Source organism: Clostridium acetireducens DSM 10703, assembly GCF_001758365.1.
GTDB lineage: Bacteria > Bacillota > Clostridia > Clostridiales > Clostridiaceae > Clostridium_C > Clostridium_C acetireducens.
This window is the reverse complement of sequence record NZ_LZFO01000020.1, coordinates 1-17,461: the sequence shown is the minus strand read 5'-3', so window position 1 is coordinate 17,461 and position 17,461 is coordinate 1. Positions and strand designations below refer to the sequence as shown.

The window sequence follows — 17,461 nt, the reverse complement described above, 5'->3', positions numbered from 1 at the left end:
TGAATTTGCGTTTTTTATTTACTTTTAAAAGCTATTATAAAATGAGAAATGCTTTGATTCCCTAGTAAAAATAATCCCTTTTGTAGGAGGTATCTAAAATTGATAGTTTATGTAAATGAAAAAAAGTATAATGTGCCAGAAAAAACCACTGTACTTGATATAAAACACAATATAAAAAAGGATGCAGATATAGTAATATACAATAGTTTTCCTATAAAAGAAAATGTGAATTTAAAAGAAAATGATAAAATCGTTTTAATTAAAAAAGGAGAAGTGCCCTCTAAAGAAGAACTAGAATGTGCTCTTGTATCTAGGCACACTCCTTTTGTACATGAAAAGCTAAAAAAATATACTGTGGCAATTGCTGGTCTTGGAGGCTTAGGTTCAAATGCTGCTATATTTTTAGCTAGAGTAGGTATAGGAAAGCTAATTTTAATAGATTACGATGTAGTAGAACCTAGTAATTTAAATAGACAACAGTATTTTATAAAACACATAGGAATGAAAAAAACAGAAGCTATAAAAGATATAATAAAAAATTGTAATCCCTATGTAGAACTAGAAACAAGGAATGAATTTATAGATGAAAATAGTATAAATTCTTTATTTAAAGATGCAGATATAGTAATTGAAGCTTTAGATGATGCTAAATATAAAGCATTACTTGTAAACTTTATTCTTCAAAAAATGAAGGATAAAATTATAATAGCTTCTTCTGGTATGGCAGGATATTTTTCTAGTAACACTATAGTTACAGAAAAAATAATGAATAATTTTTATTTAGTTGGTGATAAAGTATCTGAAAGCAAACCTGGCTGCGGGCTTATGGCTCCAAGAGTAGCTATAGCAGCAAGTCATCAAGCTAATGCTGTTTTAAGAATTATATTGGAAAATATTTAAAGATTGGGAGTATGTATAAATGACTAATTTAGTTTATGTAGTTACCAATAGAAAGTTAATTAAAAGTGGAAATTTATGCGAAAAAGTAGAACAATGTTTAAAAGGAGGCGCTGATGCTATAATACTTCGGGAAAAAGATTTACCCTCACAGGAGCTTTTATCTATATGTTTATCCCTGAAAAAAGTAACAGATAAATATAATATACCTCTGATAATTAATAATAACATTGAAGTAGCAAAAGAATCAAAAGCTTTTGGTGTTCAATTATCTTTTAATACTTTTAAAAATGAAAAAATAGACTTTAAAGGTGCTATAGGTGTTTCTATTCACAGCTTAGAAGAAGCTATAAAAGCAGAAAAATTAGGAGCAAACTATGTACTAGCTGGTCACGTTTTTGAAACAAATTGCAAAAAAGGTCTTAAGCCAAGAGGTTTAGATTTTATAAAAAATATAAAATCCAATATTTCTATACCTATAATAGCTATAGGAGGAATAAACAATAAAAATGTTTCTTCTGTTATAGAATCTGGCGCCTCTGGTGTAGCAATAATGTCTTCTGCCATGGAATGTGATAATGGAGAATTCATAGTTTCCAATTTAAAGTAGGAAAAACCAAAAACCCTGAGTAAAAAATCTCAGAAAAAAGCAATAAGCACTATAGGTACTCAGCACTTAGGAGAATTTCACTCTTAAACTCTAATCAATAGAAAATTAGATTTTACTAAACTTTTCAAACTCACTACGTTCAAACAGTGAAAAGTTCTTCACGTAAAATCTAATTTTCTATTGAAGAGTTTATAGAGCTTATTCTATAGAGTGCTGAGTACCTATAGTGCCTATTGCTTTTTTCTGAGATTTTTTACTCAGGGTTTTTGGTTTTTCCTACTTTAAATCCCATGGATTCTATGAATTCTTCTGTTTCTTTTCTCTCTTCTAGTATAGTTTTAATTTTAGGCTGCTTTTTTGGGTATATATCATATAAAGCTCTGTATTTATACGGCTCTACTTTTTTCATTAAAACATTAGCTCCTGATTTAAAAGGTAAATTTGGATTTATAAAATCACTTTCTCCATCTCCTACTACTTTGTTTCCTGCTAAAACTCCTAAAGCAGTAGTAGCTGGAAGATTTATTTTTTTTATTATTATTCTGGATAAAGCTACTGCCTTTAAAGTCATAAGTATACTGCCTTCTTGAAAATTTCCAAGCTTAGTTAATGGGTGAGGTATAAAAGGTCCTATGCCTGCCATAGCTACTCCTAATTCTTTAAGTAAAAGTATATCTTTTGCTATAATTTCTGTAGTTTGATAAGGTAGTCCTATCATAAAACCGCTTCCTGCTTCATAACCTAATTCCCTTAGCCACTTCAACGCTTGTACTCTGTTTTTTAAACTAGAATGCGGGTGAAGTTTATTATACAATTTCTCATCTGCTGTTTCGTGCTTTATTAAAAATCTATCTGCACCTGCTTCTCTCCAAGCTTTATACTCCTCATAATGCCTTTCTCCTACACTTAAAGTTATAGCAATATCTCCTAATTTTTTTATTTCTTTAATCAAATAAGTTATTTTATCCTTTGTGTACCACAAATCTTCTCCTGATTGAAGTACAATTGTTTTATAACCTGCATCTATTGCTTCTTTAGCATTTTCTATAATTTCATCTAATTCCATTCTATATCTTGTAATACCATTATTTTCTCCATTTAATCCGCAGTATTCACATAAACATCTACAATAATTAGAAAACTCAATTATTCCTCTTAAATGAATTTCATTACCATAAATTTCTTTTTTAATATTATCTGCAGCATTAAATAAATACTCTGTTTCATCTTTTGAAGAATCTAATATGCCTTTAACTTCTTCTAAATTAGGTTTATATCCATTTACTATATTATCTATTAATTTATAAGTACTCATAAATTCACTCCTATTTTTTTGCCATAGCTGATTTTACATTTACTCCTGGAACTTTTCCTAATTTACCTGTCATAGCACTTATATTATCTGATGTTCCATCTACAATTAAAGATATAATGGAAACTTCTCTTTCCCTATAAGGTATTCCCATTCTTCCCACTATTATTTCACTATAATCATGTAATATAGAATTTACTTTAGTAGCACTTTCTCTATCTTCTATAACAATTCCAACTACACCTACTCTTTTTTCCACAACAATTCACCCCTAAAACTTATTTTTCTAAAATATTTTTCAACTGAAATATTCTTTTATTGAGTAAAGGATGTATTAAATAAGGTGCTATATCATTTAAAGGTTCTAGCACAAACATTCTCTCATGCATTCTAGGATGAGGTAATATTATTTTTTCATTAGATGAAACCATATCATCATATAGCAAAACATCTAAATCTATAGTTCTAGGACCCCATTTTATTATTCTTTCTCTTTTAAGCTTTTTTTCAACATTAAGTAAAAAATCTACTAATTCTTCTGGTTCCATTAAAGTTTCAATTTCTAAAGCTCCATTTAAAAAATCATCTTGCTCTAAATATCCTACTGGTTTTGTGGTATAAAATTTAGATATCTTTGTAACTTTTATAAATTCATTATCATTTAAAATTTCTATAGCTTCATTTAAATTTTTCTTTTTATCTCCCATATTAGAACCTATTCCAATATAGGCTTTATGTATTTTCCTATCTACTTCTACTGCTGCATATTTTATAGGCTTTCCTATAGGTGCCCAAGGTTTTTTAATATTTAATTTAATTCTTTCTACAGATGAATATTTTAAAAGTATGTAATTTGCTAATTTTTCCGCTGCCTTTTCTATTAAATCATATTTTTCTTTTTTAAATTCTTCCTCTATTTCATAACACAATTCAGCATAATTTATAGTACTTTCAATATTATCTTCTAAAGCTGCTTTTCTTAAATTCGTGAATATTTCCACGGAAATTAAAAATTTTTGTCCCATAGATTTTTCTTCTTTATTTACACCATGATAACCGTATACTTCTAAGTCTTCAATATATATTTTGTCCATTTTATCACCACTATCTTTTTTATAATTTCATTTATAACAAAATTTAATTTATTTATACTGTATAAAAATATTCATTTTAAATTCTAGTAACATTATTTACTCTTAAAATTCATTGCTATTATTTTCTTACAATTGCATCTGTCATAGCTGCAGCTCTTAAATTTTCCTTAACATCATGCACTCTTACAAAATCGCATCCTTTCATAACACCTATAACAGTAGTGGCTACAGTTCCTTCAACTCTTTCATCTACTGGTAAATCTAAAGTAAGTCCTATCATAGATTTTCTAGAAGTTCCTAAAAGAACAGGATATCCTAGCTCCGTAAATTTTTCTAAATTATTCATAACTTCTAAATTATCATCAAGAGTCTTAGCAAAACCTACACCTGGATCTAAAATTATATTTTCCTTCTTAACTCCTGCATTTAAAGCAATATCTATACTTTCTTTTAAATCTTCTACCATATCTTCTATTAAATTTTTATAATCTTTATTTTCTCTATTATGCATTAAACAACAAGGCACATTATATTTAGCTGCTACATTGGCAATGTTTTTATCTTTTTTAAATCCCCAAACATCATTTATCAAACTAGCACCAGCTTTAATAGCTAATTCTGCTACATTGCTCTTATATGTATCTATAGAAATAGGCACTTCTATTTCCTTGGACAAAGCTTCAATTATAGGCACTACCCTTTTAATTTCTTCCTCTTCTGATACTGCAGTATGATTAGGTCTAGTAGACTCTCCCCCTATATCTATTATGTCTGCTCCTTCTGCTATCATTTCCTTAGCATGTTTTATAGCATTATCTATGCTGTTAAATTTTCCTCCATCAGAAAAAGAGTCTGGTGTTACATTTAATATTCCCATTATGTAAGTTTTCTTTCCTATTTCAAATTCTTTATTTCCTATCTTCATTTTCTTCACCGAATTATAAATTTATTCGGTTTCCCCCCTTTAAATTAATATTTAAATTTATTTTCATTATTCTTCTTATACTCTGACCAATTACATTCTTCTTGTCCCAAACAATTAAAACACATTCTAGACAATTTATCACTTTTATAAATAAGCTCACTTAAAGAGCCTTTTTCATTATATTTATTTCTATGATTTTTTATAGCTATTAATATTTCTTCTATTTCCTCTTCATTATAATGGCAATCTTTTAAAATGTCTTTTGCTAAGTTAAAAGAAGCAATTTCATGAGGAATATCTTCCTCATACTGCTGCCATCTTCCTATATCATGAAGTAATGCTGAAGCATAAATTATATCTTTATTAAAAGGAAAATTATTTTCTAAAGCAATTATATACATAATTCTAGCTACATCAATAAAATGTTGTATATCATGGTGACATAGTATTCTATCCACTTCTAAATTATTTATTTTATTTAAATATTCTTTAAATTTTTCATGTTTTAATATACTATTAAATCTTTCCATAGGAATTTAAGCCCTATCTTCAATTCTTTTAAAATTTATAATATTTAAAACATGTTGTTGAAGCTTATAATCTTCTTTAAAAATCCCTCTAATCACCATAGTTGTAGTCTTACTTCCAGGCTTTTTAATTCCTCTCATGCTCATACATAAATGTTCTGCTTCTACTATAATCATTACACCTTTGCAATTCAAATTTTCCATAAGTGCATCCGCAATTTGAGAAGTCAATCTTTCTTGAAGTTGAGGTCTTTTTGCAAAAATTTCTAAAGTTCTAGCTAATTTGCTAAGACCTGCCACTTTTCCATTAGGTACATAAGCTATATGAGCTTTGCCAAAGAAAGGTAAAAAATGATGTTCACACATAGAATAAAAATTAATATCCCTTTCTATAACTAAATCATCACTTTCTACTGTAAATACTTTACTTAAATGCTTCTTAGGTGACTCCTCTATACCAGAAAATATCTCACTATACATTTTAGCTATTCTATCTGGAGTTTCCAAAAGTCCTTCCCTAGTTGGATCTTCTCCTACAGCTTCAATTATCATTTTTACTGCTTCTTTTATTTTTCCTTCATCTACCATTTTTATTCCCCCTCATACAATAACCAAATACGGCTTTTAAGCTATATTTAAAATAATAATTTAATATTACAACATATTTCTATTATATACAAAATAGCTTACATTATAAATTAAAAGCAAAATATTTTATTTGATTTATATTATCTAAGTGGAATTTTTAAAAATTTACAATAAATTTAAACCTTTTTCCTTAAACTTGGTTATACTTTTTCTTTAAACTTGGTTATAATTATAATAAATCTGGTAAAAAGAGGTGACGGTTTTGAAAACTTACAAAGACAAAATTAAATATTTTGATTTAATATTAGCTGTAGTAATAAGCTTTATATTAATAAAACTAATAAACAATTACCAAATATTTTTAACTTCATTAAACAAAATAATTTCTATAATTTCTCCATTTATTTTTGCATTTATAATAGCATACATACTAAATCCTTTAATGAAGTGCTTTGAAAAAAGATTTAAATTAAAAAGAGGAATAAGTTTATTGCTTACTTATGTAGTGATTATATTAGGATTTTCTCTATTTATAAATTACTTATTGCCTAAAATATCTTCTAACCTTTTAGATATTTTAAAGAGTATACCACAATTTGCAACTGCATCCCAAGAATGGTTTAATAAAATATTAACTAATAAAGAAATAAATAATTTAATGAATTACTCTGGAAATTTTGACTTAAAACCTGATTTTTTAATTTCTAAAGCAAGTAATATATTATCTACAACTTTAAATGCACTAATATCAAAAACATTATCCTTTACCAACTACTTTATAAAGTGGGTATTTGGATTTATAATATCCATATACATTCTTGCAGACAAAGAAAAATTCATAGAATCTGGCAAAAGATTTATTTATATTGTATTAAAAGAGGACAAAGGTTTTAAATTTATAAACTTCTTTAAAAACTTAAACTACATGATTGGATTATATATAGGAACCAAAGCCATTGATTCATCTATTATAGCTATACTGGCTTTTATAGGACTTACCTTACTTAAGTCCCCTTATTCTCTACTTATAGCTTTAATTGTTGGAATAACTAATATGATACCTTATTTTGGACCTTTTATTGGTATGGTGATAGGTTTTATAATAAATGTATTCTTTAGTCCTATAAAGGCTTTATTTGTACTTTTATTTTTATTCTTACTTCAACAATTTGATGGATGGTATCTAGATCCAAAACTTATAGGTGGAAAAGTAGGTTTAAGCCCTTTTTGGATAATATTTGCTGTTACTTTAGGTGGAGGACTTTATGGTCCAATAGGCATGATTTTAGCTGTACCAATTATGGCAGTAATAAAAATGTACTTAGATAAATTTTTATTACGCTACGACAAAGGTATATCTAACAAAGAAGTTGAAAAATCCTCAAAATAGAATTATTGCGAAGTTAGAGGTAGGATATTATTAATGACGATTATAAAAAATTTTCGTAAGAAAATTCATGCGGTAGCATTTGGGGTTATTTATTTTCTAAAATTTAATAAGGGTTATTATAAAAATATACCCATACAGCAATAATCATAATCAACACAATTACGGAAACTATTCCTAAAGATTTATTTTTCTTAATTATTCCATGTATTATGCCTATAATTGCGAACATTACAAGGACAATACTAAATGACATACCTCACCACTCCTTTATTTTAATGTTTCCATCCATTATCACTTTTCAAAAGATTTGGATTTTAATTAAATAAGGTCGCACTTTCTTACAAGTATGTATTAAATTATAGTTTTACCTTATACTTAAAAATTTGATTAATATTTATTTAAGCTTCTCCAATTATACAACATATTTTGAAAACATTCTCTGCTTAACTTAATATATTTGATTACTTATGATACGGTATTTTATCCTGTAAAAATACCGCTGACCAAGTAATTTCAATGGATAAAACCCAAAATATTATTTATTTATAATAAGGCTATCTGTACCTACTACAAATGAGGTTTTTCCATTTAATACCACTATATTTATTCTACATAATTGTGGTATAATATCCAAGTTATAATATAGAAATGCCGTAGTAGGATGGCTACGGAGGTTTTGAACGTTTTATCCTCCTGGGCTATTGGTGAACTATTTCACTATAGCTAGGGGGTGGTATTGAATATGCTAAAATTAATGATAAAAAGTTTTGCTACAATCTATATTATTAGATTAGTTTTAAAACATAATCTATTTGTTTCTAAGTTAATTATCAAGATTAAATTTCTTGGCATTCACATAGAAGTTAAAAGCAAAGAAAAAAGTGCACCATCCAACCAAGATTAGCACTTTTTCTTAATTAATATTTAATTAATTTTATTCAATAGCCCTAAAACAAAATAAATGTTCTAAGGATTGCTTAGTGTTGACGCACTAAGCCTTTCTTATTTATATTATATCAAATTTTTATAAAAAATAAACATCTATATTTTTCTTTCTAATAACTTATAATTTAAATTAGTGGGCTTTATTTTACAAGTATGTATTAAATTATAGTTTATATATGCACTAATTATAATTTAAGTAATAACAGTTTACAACTAAATGGCTATCGTCGTAAATAATTTTAAAATATAAAGTACTGTTATTAATCTAAAAAATCAATAAATCCAAATGCTATCGCATGAATTTTCTTACGAAAATTTTTTTATAAGTCCTTATTAATAGATTACTAAAACATTAGTGTCCTACTAAGCCACTGTGTTTAAACTTTTCAACAAATCCTTTGTTTAAAGCATTTATCTTTTTCTTTAATAATAATGCCACCACTATTGATACTCCAAAATATATTAATAATATTCCAGCATCATAGTATAAAAGATTCCAAAGTACTCCTCCTACTGCTTCTCTCATACCACTAATAGCATAAGTAAATGGTAAGAAAGGATTTAAGTGTTGAAAAAATGGTGGTGTTACTTGTATTGGGAAAGTTCCTCCTGAAGCAGATATTTGTAAAACCAAAAGTATTACTGCTAATGCCTTCCCTATATTTCCAAATACAGATACTAACGTGTATACAGTCATAGAAAACACCATGCTTATAAATAATGCATACAATACAAATAACAACTTATTAACAGCATACACTTTTAGTATAAATATATCTCCTAAAGTAACTATTAAAGCCTGAAAAATACCTATAGTTAAAAATGTTAGATATCTTCCAAAATAAGCTTCATAGGGCTTTATTTTTTTCCCCTCTTCTAATACCAAAGGTTCAACTGAAATAATAGAAACCATTATTAAAGCTCCTACCCATAAAGATAAAGTTGTAAAAAATGGTGTCATTGCTGAACCATAGTTAGGAATTGGGAATACCCTATTTACTTTAATGTCCACAGGATTAGCTAAAAACTCACTTTCTTTTTTAGCATCATTTTTTAATAATTTTATTATTTCATTAACACTTTCATCATCGTCTAATTTTTTAAGTTTTTCTGCTAATGAATGTAGAGATTTTTCAATACCAGGCATTCTTTCTTTTAATAATTTTATATCTTCTATTCCTTTTTCAGTTCCTTTATAAGCTTTTCCCATAAGGTCTTGTGCTATTGGTAAGTCCCTTTGAGCATATTGAAGTAATTTTAATGTATTATCTGCTATTACAATTAAATTATCTGCAGTTTTATTTATATTAGGAATTATTTCACTATCATAATTATCTATTATATAGCTTAAAGCTTTTTTAATATCACTAGCTCCTATTTTAATGTTATTTAATAAATCTACAGAAGGTTTTTCTCCTCTATCAATAGCAGCTATAGCTGAATTAACTAAGTTTATTTGATTATTTATTCTTCCTTTAATAGTATTTAATTTATTCATCATGTTGTAGATTACTTTATTGTTTGAAATATTATATAAAGATTCTAAAACCTTATTAATATTCTCTATTTTAGATGCTGCTTTTGCATATTTGTTGTTAATTTTTATTAAAAACTCTTTTGTTCTAACTGAATTAGTAGAAATACTATCTACAGCATAACCTGCTAAAATTTCTACATCATCACATATATCTTTTGACATTATTAAATCTTGTTTTATATACGGAGATAAGTTTTTTATTCCTTCTTTTCCTTTAGTTAAAAATTCTTCTCCATCTTTTGCAACTTCAGAACTCTTTTTTATGGTTTCTTCTAAAATTGGCATGTCTTTTTCTAATCTTTTTATGAAATCTTCTAAGGTTATTGCACCTTTATAAAATTCATCAATAGCTTTATTTATTTCAGGTACTTTGCTGTCTGCTTCTAATATCAAATCCTTGACTTTTGTTAATTGAGGTTTTTCCTTTTCTAATTCAATTCCAAACTTATTAAATAAATCAAAAATTATTCCATTTACTGTTTTAACAAAAGTTTTTCCTATTTGAGCTTGAATACTACTTACACCTTTTTCAGTAATTTTTGGAGCAACTGCATTAGTTTTTTCATTAACAGAATATATAAGTTCTGGCTTTTGTTGCTTTTCTCTAACAATTGATAATATTTTATAAGAAAAATCCTTAGGTATATTTATGCTAGCATAATACTTGCCATACATTACTCCTTTTTCTGCTTCTTTTTTATCTACAAACTTCCATCCTATATTCTTATTACTCTTTAATTGTTTTTCTAATTCTTCCCCTACATTTATTTTCTTACCTCTAAATTCAGCACCTTCATCTTCATTAACCAATGCCACAGCTATCCCTCTTGTATTTCCATAAGGATCCCAAGAAGATTTTATATTAAACCAAGCATACAAAGCGGGCAAAATCATAAGCCCTATTACCACAACTAAGGCTACCCAATTAGAAACTACATTTTTTACATCTCTTTTGTAGATCCTGAATATGTTCTTCATATAAATTCAACCTTTCTTCTATATACATTATTATGTTTATACTTCCTAAAATTAATTCATTTTGCAAAACCATGATTTAAGAGACTTTATTTCTTTTTTAATACATTTAATGAAAATTTTTCAACTAAAAAGATAAAGCTGTACATAGAACCAAACTATATAACTTAGTTTAATACTTTATATAATTCTCATACTATTTACAGCTTTTTTAATAATACTATTTCTTATTAACCTTCTTAACTTGATTTAATTGGGCCCTAAAATTATTTTTAATAACTTCAATATAATAAGTTTTTAACTTTTTTTGTTCTAATTTTTCTTCTTCTGTAAGTCCTTCTTCTTGACTCTTATGATACAAAAAATTAATTCTTGCTATAACTTCTTTGAATTCCATACTTATCCTCCATATTTTTAGTATTTTAATATTTATATTTCAATACTATATAATATTGAAGCAATTATTGCAATACCTTTTGAATTATTGCAATTGGAATTTTTTGGACCCCTGAGGTGTAATAATTACACCCCAAGGGTCCAAAAAATTCCAATTATTCATAGCTTAAGGCGTCAATTGGGTTCAGCTTTGCTGCTTTAAGTGCTGGACTTATTCCAAATACAACACCCATAAATATGGCTGTTCCAAGCCCTAATGCTACAATTCCAAAGGAAGTTTTAGCATGTATTTTTATTATAGCTGCTATTCCATTAGCTAGTCCTATTCCTAAAAGTACTCCAACTATTCCTCCTATAAGGCATATAACTATAGATTCTATTAAAAACTGAAACAGAATATTTTTACTAGTAGCTCCTAGAGCTCTTCTTATGCCAATTTCTCTTGTTCTTTCAATTATAGCCATGTACATTATATTCATTATACCAATACCTGCTACAACTAAAGAAATACTAGCGATACTAGCAATAAAACCAGTTAAAATAGAACTTACCTTGCCTACAGATTTAGCTATTTTCTCCATGTCAACTACTTCATATCTTCCATCTAAATTTGAAGTTTTATTAAGTTTGTCCACAACTTTTTTAGAAACTTCTTTCATGTCATAATCTTCTTTAACAGCTATTTTCAAACTTCTAGCAGAATCATCTCCGTAAGTTATACTCCAAGTTGGTCTTGGTATGTAGATACTATCAAAATCCATAAATGAAGTAGCTCCTTGTTCTTGCATAACGCCTATTACAGTCATTGGTTTATCAGCAACTTGCACCACTTTGCCTATAGCTTTTTCGTTTTGAAACAACTTATCTTTTAAAGTTTTGTTTATAATACAAACTCTTGAAACTTTATTAAATTCATGGTTATTAAAACTTCTTCCATCAATTATTTTGCTCATAGAAATATTGTTACTTTTTTGAGTACAATTTACACTAATCACAACAGATTTATCTTTAATTTTCATTTCTGTAATAGCTGAAAATTCTTGTTCTACACTTTTAACACCAGGAACATTTTTAATAATTCCAATAACAGAATCATTAAAAGCATTGGTATTATCCATAGGTGAAAAGTTTTCTGAAGGATTAAAAGTTAAAGAAATAGAACGAGTTCCATCACTGCTCATTATAGATTCTTTAATATCATCTCCTACGCCATTTCCTAAAGAAACTATGGCAATTAAACTGCTTATTCCTAAAACAATACCTATAAGAGTTAATATATATCTAAGTTTATTATCTATAATAGAGGAAAAAGCCATCTCTAAGACACCTTTTAAATTTTTCATTTTAACACCTCATCTTTAAGAATTTTTCCATCTAATATAGTTATTAATCTATCTGCATAACTTGCTACATTTTTATCATGCGTAACTACAATTATAGTTTTTCCTTCTCTATGAAGCTTTGTAAAAAGTTCCATAATGGATTTTCCTGTTTTTGAATCCAAGGCACCAGTAGGTTCATCTGCAAGTATAAAAGAAGGTCTATTTACCAATGCCCTTGCAATAGCTATACGTTGCTTTTGTCCTCCTGACATTTCTTTTGGAAGATTTTTTTTATGAGTTAAAAGTTCCACATTTTCAAGAGCTTTTAAAACTCTATTTTGTTTTTCCTCTTTACTTATTCTAGGTCCATAAAGTAGGGGCAATTCAATATTACGATAGGCATTAATTTTTGGTAGTAAGTTAAAACTTTGGAATACAAAACCTATAGATTCATTTCTAAATAAAGAAAGTTTTTCATCATTATAATCCTTAACTTCAACTCCATTTAATTTATAAGATCCTTCAAAGTTTTTATCTAAAAGTCCTATTATATTCATAAGAGTAGATTTACCACTTCCAGAAGGACCCATAATAGCAACAAATTCGCCTTCTTTAATTTCTAAATTAACTTCTTTTAACGCTTGGAACTTGTCCTTTCCTTTACCATAATACTTATAAACATTATTAATACTTATCATTATTTTAAGGTCACCTCGTCCCCCTCTTTTAATTTCTCAGGAGCATCTATTATAACCTTTGTGCCATTTTCTATATCCGTTAAAAGTATATAGTCTGCACCATTATCTTTAACTTTTATCTTTTTTGATAAAGCCTTATTATCTTTAACTATCCAAATCATTTTATGATTTTTATCTACATCTTTATAAACTGCCTTTTTAGGTATGGTAATAGTTTTATCAGTGTTTCCTAGTTTAACTAACGCATGAAATCCATTTTGCACTTTTCCTTCTATATCTTTAGGAATAGTAAATGTAATAGCATAATTAGATATTTTGGCAGTACCTCCTAAAGGATTAGATGCAGCTTCAGCACTATTATTTGAAGGATTGCGAGCTATTTTAATTATTTTACTATTATAATACTTTTCTCCTAAAGCCTTTAAGCTTACAGATGCAGGTGTACTTAATGTAATATTAGGAAGTTCATATTCAGTTAATTCTCCCTTTATAATTTTTTTATTACTTTCTACAACAATAATAGGAGTAGTTGGATTATTATTACCACTATTAACTTCTGATACTATTCCATCCATAGAACTTTTTATAATGTACGAATCCTTTTGTTTTCTTAGCTCTTTTAGTTCATCTTCTAAAGATTTAACAGTACTTTTAAGCATATTAGATTGCTCTTTTAAAGCTACTGCACCACTTTTGTTTAATTCTCTAATTTGCTCTTTATTATTTTTAATTTCAGATTCCATAGAAGATATTTTACTTTCTATAGCATTAGTACTATATACAATTAATGTATCTCCTTTTTTAATAGATTGTCCTTCTTTAACCTTAATAGAAAAATCATTTCCCTTGGAAGTGTCTAAAAATATACTATTAGTATCTTCAGGAGATACAACTCCATTTATTATAGTAGCATTATCAATATTATTTGAAATAATATGAGTATTAACTTCCTTTCCACCCTTTTTCTGTACTAAAAAAGCTATTAGTGGAACAGCTATTACAAAAACAATTAAAGAAATTATAATAATAAGCTTTTTATTTAACTTATTTTTTCTTTTACTCATTATAGCTCACCTTTCCTAAAGTTTTTTACTTTAATTTAATAATACACAAATCCCAATAAGCCCATAGATAAAACTGCTACTATAGGCTTTTATTATACTTTTCTAAATTTCTTGTTCTTCTTCAGTTTCCATTTCTTTAAAAAGTTTCATAATAAAATAAGCCACTACTAAATTTAAAATCAGTCCTATTACAGCACTTGCAACTACCACAACTGTAAACTTATTATTAATAAAAGCAGAAACAAAACTAATCAAACTTGCTGCTACATATCCATATATATATACTTTTTTCCAACGCATAATTCCAATTATACTTACAAAAAACACAATTGAAACAATTGTATTTAGAATTTGTTGTGCAAGTGGCATATTAACCATTTCTGGTATACTTTTAACCATATAAGAATTTGTTAAAATTGTAAACATACCAAAAAAGCTACCTATTAGTCCAATCCATAACCAGCCTGTTAAAAAACATCCTCTTTTCGGTTTATTTTCCATAATAAAATCTCCTTTCAAAATGTAACATAATGATTACCCATTAAAAATATATTATCATTATATTTAATAATTTAAAATACTGTTTCTATATAATATGAACATCGTATACATACTGTGTATATACGCTATATACATTCTATTAAATTTTTCTAATTTAGTCAATACCTTTTAAAATTTAAAAAATAAAATTGCCCACTTTAACTTGACACAAACATTTCCAATATTTTTATTGAAATCATAATAATTACATGATATAATTAGTGCGTAATTTCATTTTAATATTTTACCAATTTAAATTGGAAACTGTGAAGAATTCTCTGTATTTTGGGCACCTAGAGAATTTAGAGTTAGTGGTGCAACCGACCAATAATTAATTTCTTAATTAATTGTTGGATTTTTTTATACATAAATTTACTTTAGGAGGAATAATATGGTCAAGGGTTTACCTAATAAAAAAAATAATGAATTAAAAAAAAGTTTTTTACTATCTTACTTATCTTTTTTCATTTTGATAATTTTTTCTGTACTAATAATTGCTTGTGTTTCATTTTTTACTGCTAAAAAAGCTCTTACTAATCTAGGAGAAACTGCTTTAAAAAACAGAATACAAATGGGGTTAACTATGATGGATAGTTTAGAAACTCAAGTCCAAAAAGGAAAATTAACTAGAGAAGAAGCTGAAGAAATATCAGAGTTAAAATGTTAAACGATAAGCAAGGTGATGGAAAAACAAGAGGTCTTAATTCAAAATTAGAGTTAAATATTGAAGCTTATATGTATGCTATTGATAGTACTGGTTTAGAGAGAATGCATCCTTTTAAAGAAGGAGAGAACATATCAAATGTTGTAGATGCTAAAGGTAAAAATGTAGTAGACCTTATAATTAATGAAGGTAAAAATCCCAAAAACCATGGTATAATACATTTTTGGTGGAAAAACCCTGGTGAAAATAATGAAAAACCTAAAGTTAATGCAGTAGGTTACTTTGAACCTTGGGATTGGTACATAAATGTAGGTTGTTATAATAAAGATTTTTATAAACCTGCTTATAGAATTTTATTTGTAATTTTATCTATAACAATATTAATAATTTTAATTTCATTTTTATTAATAAGAAATTTAATTATAAAGAAAATAAATCCTCTTGATGAAATTGTAAATTCTATGGAAAAAGCTTCAAAAGGGGACATGACTTGCAAAGTAAATATTGATAATAAAGATGAAATGGGTTATATAGCATCAGTTTTCAATGAAATGTTAGAAGAAATAAAGAATATTTTACTTACAATAAAGTATATATCAAATAATTTACAAGAAAAAACTTCTACTATAGATTCTTCAAGTAATGATACATTAGAAAATTCTAATAACATAAAAGATGCCATGGAAGAAGTAGCAGCAGGTATAAATGATACAGCTAAAGAAATGCAAAGAAGCGTTGAATTTGTAAAAATTTTATCAGACAATGTAAATTTAATTAAAGAAAATAGTGTTACAATGCAAAATCAAGCTGAAGAAGCTAATGATTTAAATAAAAATATAATAAATGTATTAGGAGATTTAGAAAAGAAAAATGAAGAAAGTATAGAGGTTTCAAAGGAAACTAATAATAATATTCAAAATCTTTTAGAAAAATCAAATACAATAGTGGGAATAGTAAGTACTATAGATGAAATATCAAATCAAATAAATCTTCTTGCTTTAAATGCTTCTATAGAATCTGCTAGAGCAGGAGAAGCAGGAAAGGGTTTTGCAGTAGTAGCAGATGAAATCAAAAAATTATCTAATGAAACTTCAGTGGCAGTAAATAAAATAAGTGAGCTTATAAATGAATTAATAGGAGTAATAAATATTTCTGTAGAAAGTGTTGGAAAATCAGAAAAAGTTGCTGAAAATCAAGTAAGCACCATTAATGAGACTAAATATACATTGAAAAAAGTTATTGATTTTATAGAAAAAATGCCTGAAGTTATTGAAGAAAACGTAAAAAAGATAGATGAAGTTTATAAAAATAAAGATGTAGTTGATTCTTCTATGGATTCTGTGCTTTCTGTTACAGAAGAAGTATCTGCTTCTGCAGAGGAAATAACAGCTTCTACAGTAGAAGCCAATGAAAATCTTAATTATATAAAAGATTTAGCAGAAGAGCTAAATAACTTTGCCAAACAACTTAATGATAGGATAAATCAATTTTCATTATAATAAATAAGCTTTAAAGTGCTAAATGCATAAATTATTATTTAACACACTCTTTCTAATAATTTATAGCATTTTGGCACTTTTTTAATATAAATAAATTGTTGAATAAAAAATAATGATATAATTTGCAAATAGAAAATAATTAAAAATAAGCTGTACAAAAATAATAAGACAGTGGCATAAAGAGAGTTTGGAAATAATTTGAATGAATTTTAGACAATCTTAGAATAAAAAATAAAAAAACTCCGTAATTCATCACAGGACGTGATGAGCCAATTTCCGCCCCAAGTACGGGGCATAAATTGGGTAGGAGTTTTTTTATTTTTTATTCTTAGAGTGTCTTAATGAAATGACTTATTTCCAAACTCTCTTTATGCCACTGTCTTATTATTTTTGTACAGCTTATTTTTAATTATTTTCTATTTGCAAATTATATCATTATTTTTTATTCAACCTGTAAACTAAGATGTTACCACTATTT

Annotated in this window: 17 protein-coding genes, 1 pseudogene and 1 riboswitch; of the genes and pseudogenes, 5 read left to right on the top strand and 13 right to left on the bottom strand. The window is 26.9% G+C overall.

All coding sequences use genetic code 11. The features are described from left to right. Positions 1-99: 99 nt before the first annotated feature. The gene (gene thiF, locus CLOACE_RS07375) at positions 100-900 is read left to right on the top strand and encodes a sulfur carrier protein ThiS adenylyltransferase ThiF (RefSeq protein WP_070110463.1); all 801 of its coding nucleotides are present in this window, start codon (positions 100-102) and stop codon (positions 898-900) included. Positions 901-919: 19 nt separating this feature from the next. After that, the gene (locus CLOACE_RS07370; protein ID WP_070110462.1) at positions 920-1,507 is read left to right on the top strand and encodes a thiamine phosphate synthase; all 588 of its coding nucleotides are present in this window, start codon (positions 920-922) and stop codon (positions 1,505-1,507) included. 253 nt (positions 1,508-1,760) lie between these two features. On the opposite strand, the gene hydE is transcribed toward CLOACE_RS07370, so the two are convergent. From hydE to folE, 6 genes are all read right to left on the bottom strand, one after another. After that, positions 1,761-2,822 carry a [FeFe] hydrogenase H-cluster radical SAM maturase HydE gene (gene hydE, locus CLOACE_RS07365; RefSeq protein ID WP_070110461.1) on the bottom strand — a complete coding sequence of 354 codons (1,062 nt, stop codon included), beginning with the start codon at positions 2,820-2,822 and terminating at the stop codon, positions 1,761-1,763. Positions 2,823-2,832: 10 nt separating this feature from the next. Beyond that, positions 2,833-3,078, bottom strand: a complete 246-nt coding sequence (locus tag CLOACE_RS07360; protein ID WP_070110460.1) for a TM1266 family iron-only hydrogenase system putative regulator — start codon at positions 3,076-3,078, stop codon at positions 2,833-2,835. A 19-nt stretch (positions 3,079-3,097) separates the two neighbouring features. Then, the gene (gene folK / locus CLOACE_RS07355) at positions 3,098-3,913 is read right to left on the bottom strand and encodes a 2-amino-4-hydroxy-6-hydroxymethyldihydropteridine diphosphokinase (RefSeq protein WP_070110459.1); all 816 of its coding nucleotides are present in this window, start codon (positions 3,911-3,913) and stop codon (positions 3,098-3,100) included. Positions 3,914-4,031: 118 nt separating this feature from the next. Beyond that, positions 4,032-4,838, bottom strand: a complete 807-nt coding sequence (folP, locus tag CLOACE_RS07350) for a dihydropteroate synthase (RefSeq protein WP_070110458.1) — start codon at positions 4,836-4,838, stop codon at positions 4,032-4,034. 44 nt (positions 4,839-4,882) lie between these two features. Continuing rightward, positions 4,883-5,368, bottom strand: a complete 486-nt coding sequence (locus tag CLOACE_RS07345) for an HD domain-containing protein (protein WP_070110457.1) — start codon at positions 5,366-5,368, stop codon at positions 4,883-4,885. 6 nt (positions 5,369-5,374) lie between these two features. Next, the gene (gene folE, locus CLOACE_RS07340) at positions 5,375-5,953 is read right to left on the bottom strand and encodes a GTP cyclohydrolase I FolE (RefSeq protein WP_070110456.1); all 579 of its coding nucleotides are present in this window, start codon (positions 5,951-5,953) and stop codon (positions 5,375-5,377) included. 262 nt (positions 5,954-6,215) lie between these two features. Here folE and CLOACE_RS07335 point away from each other — a divergent pair, with 262 nt between their 5' ends. Beyond that, the gene (locus CLOACE_RS07335; protein WP_070110455.1) at positions 6,216-7,343 is read left to right on the top strand and encodes an AI-2E family transporter; all 1,128 of its coding nucleotides are present in this window, start codon (positions 6,216-6,218) and stop codon (positions 7,341-7,343) included. Between the two features lie 103 nt (positions 7,344-7,446). Here the strand turns inward: CLOACE_RS07335 and CLOACE_RS11785 are convergent, their stop codons facing one another. From CLOACE_RS11785 to CLOACE_RS07305, 7 genes are all read right to left on the bottom strand, one after another. After that, positions 7,447-7,596 (bottom strand): hypothetical protein, encoded by a 150-nt coding sequence (locus tag CLOACE_RS11785; RefSeq protein WP_175429448.1) that lies wholly within the window; start codon positions 7,594-7,596, stop codon positions 7,447-7,449. 1,044 nt (positions 7,597-8,640) lie between these two features. Continuing rightward, positions 8,641-10,803: a YhgE/Pip domain-containing protein gene (locus CLOACE_RS07330; RefSeq protein ID WP_070110454.1), complete on the bottom strand. Its 2,163-nt coding sequence runs from the start codon at positions 10,801-10,803 to the stop codon at positions 8,641-8,643. 217 nt (positions 10,804-11,020) lie between these two features. Further along, the gene (locus tag CLOACE_RS07325) at positions 11,021-11,197 is read right to left on the bottom strand and encodes a DUF896 domain-containing protein (RefSeq protein ID WP_084027579.1); all 177 of its coding nucleotides are present in this window, start codon (positions 11,195-11,197) and stop codon (positions 11,021-11,023) included. 154 nt (positions 11,198-11,351) lie between these two features. Next, positions 11,352-12,539 carry an ABC transporter permease gene (locus tag CLOACE_RS07320; protein ID WP_070110453.1) on the bottom strand — a complete coding sequence of 396 codons (1,188 nt, stop codon included), beginning with the start codon at positions 12,537-12,539 and terminating at the stop codon, positions 11,352-11,354. Next, positions 12,536-13,216, bottom strand: coding sequence for an ABC transporter ATP-binding protein (locus tag CLOACE_RS07315; protein ID WP_070110452.1), 681 nt, complete (start codon positions 13,214-13,216; stop codon positions 12,536-12,538). The genes CLOACE_RS07320 and CLOACE_RS07315 overlap by 4 nt, the downstream gene beginning before the upstream one ends. Continuing rightward, complete coding sequence (locus CLOACE_RS07310; protein ID WP_070110451.1) at positions 13,216-14,280, bottom strand: efflux RND transporter periplasmic adaptor subunit; 1,065 nt, start codon at positions 14,278-14,280, stop codon at positions 13,216-13,218. Before CLOACE_RS07310 ends, CLOACE_RS07315 begins: the two co-directional genes overlap by 1 nt. A gap of 102 nt (positions 14,281-14,382) precedes the next feature. Then, complete coding sequence (locus tag CLOACE_RS07305) at positions 14,383-14,781, bottom strand: hypothetical protein (protein WP_070110450.1); 399 nt, start codon at positions 14,779-14,781, stop codon at positions 14,383-14,385. 289 nt (positions 14,782-15,070) lie between these two features. Further along, positions 15,071-15,155: riboswitch (cyclic di-GMP riboswitch) on the top strand. Between the two features lie 56 nt (positions 15,156-15,211). On the opposite strand from CLOACE_RS07305, the pseudogene CLOACE_RS12150 reads away from it, so the two are divergent. Beyond that, positions 15,212-15,780: pseudogene (locus tag CLOACE_RS12150) on the top strand (cache domain-containing protein); the annotation flags it as partial. Between the two features lie 165 nt (positions 15,781-15,945). Further along, a complete protein-coding gene (locus CLOACE_RS11990) occupies positions 15,946-16,983 on the top strand; it encodes a methyl-accepting chemotaxis protein (protein WP_479723169.1) in 1,038 nt (345 codons plus the stop codon). Positions 16,984-17,461 lie beyond the last annotated feature (478 nt).

Bases quoted from the DNA above. Each gene is read 5' to 3' on its own strand.
- CLOACE_RS07345 (WP_070110457.1), bottom strand. From the start codon at position 5,368: ATGGAAAGATTTAATAGTATATTAAAACATGAAAAATTTAAAGAATAT.
- CLOACE_RS07330 (WP_070110454.1), bottom strand. From the start codon at position 10,803: ATGAAGAACATATTCAGGATCTACAAAAGAGATGTAAAAAATGTAGTT.
- hydE (WP_070110461.1), bottom strand. From the start codon at position 2,822: ATGAGTACTTATAAATTAATAGATAATATAGTAAATGGATATAAACCT.
- folP (WP_070110458.1), bottom strand. From the start codon at position 4,838: ATGAAGATAGGAAATAAAGAATTTGAAATAGGAAAGAAAACTTACATA.
- CLOACE_RS11785 (WP_175429448.1), bottom strand. From the start codon at position 7,596: ATGTCATTTAGTATTGTCCTTGTAATGTTCGCAATTATAGGCATAATA.
- CLOACE_RS07320 (WP_070110453.1), bottom strand. From the start codon at position 12,539: ATGAAAAATTTAAAAGGTGTCTTAGAGATGGCTTTTTCCTCTATTATA.
- CLOACE_RS07305 (WP_070110450.1), bottom strand. From the start codon at position 14,781: ATGGAAAATAAACCGAAAAGAGGATGTTTTTTAACAGGCTGGTTATGG.
- CLOACE_RS07325 (WP_084027579.1), bottom strand. From the start codon at position 11,197: ATGGAATTCAAAGAAGTTATAGCAAGAATTAATTTTTTGTATCATAAG.
- folK (WP_070110459.1), bottom strand. From the start codon at position 3,913: ATGGACAAAATATATATTGAAGACTTAGAAGTATACGGTTATCATGGT.
- CLOACE_RS07370 (WP_070110462.1), top strand. From the start codon at position 920: ATGACTAATTTAGTTTATGTAGTTACCAATAGAAAGTTAATTAAAAGT.
- folE (WP_070110456.1), bottom strand. From the start codon at position 5,953: ATGGTAGATGAAGGAAAAATAAAAGAAGCAGTAAAAATGATAATTGAA.
- CLOACE_RS07315 (WP_070110452.1), bottom strand. From the start codon at position 13,216: ATGATAAGTATTAATAATGTTTATAAGTATTATGGTAAAGGAAAGGAC.
- CLOACE_RS07310 (WP_070110451.1), bottom strand. From the start codon at position 14,280: ATGAGTAAAAGAAAAAATAAGTTAAATAAAAAGCTTATTATTATAATT.
- CLOACE_RS11990 (WP_479723169.1), top strand. From the start codon at position 15,946: ATGGAAAAAGCTTCAAAAGGGGACATGACTTGCAAAGTAAATATTGAT.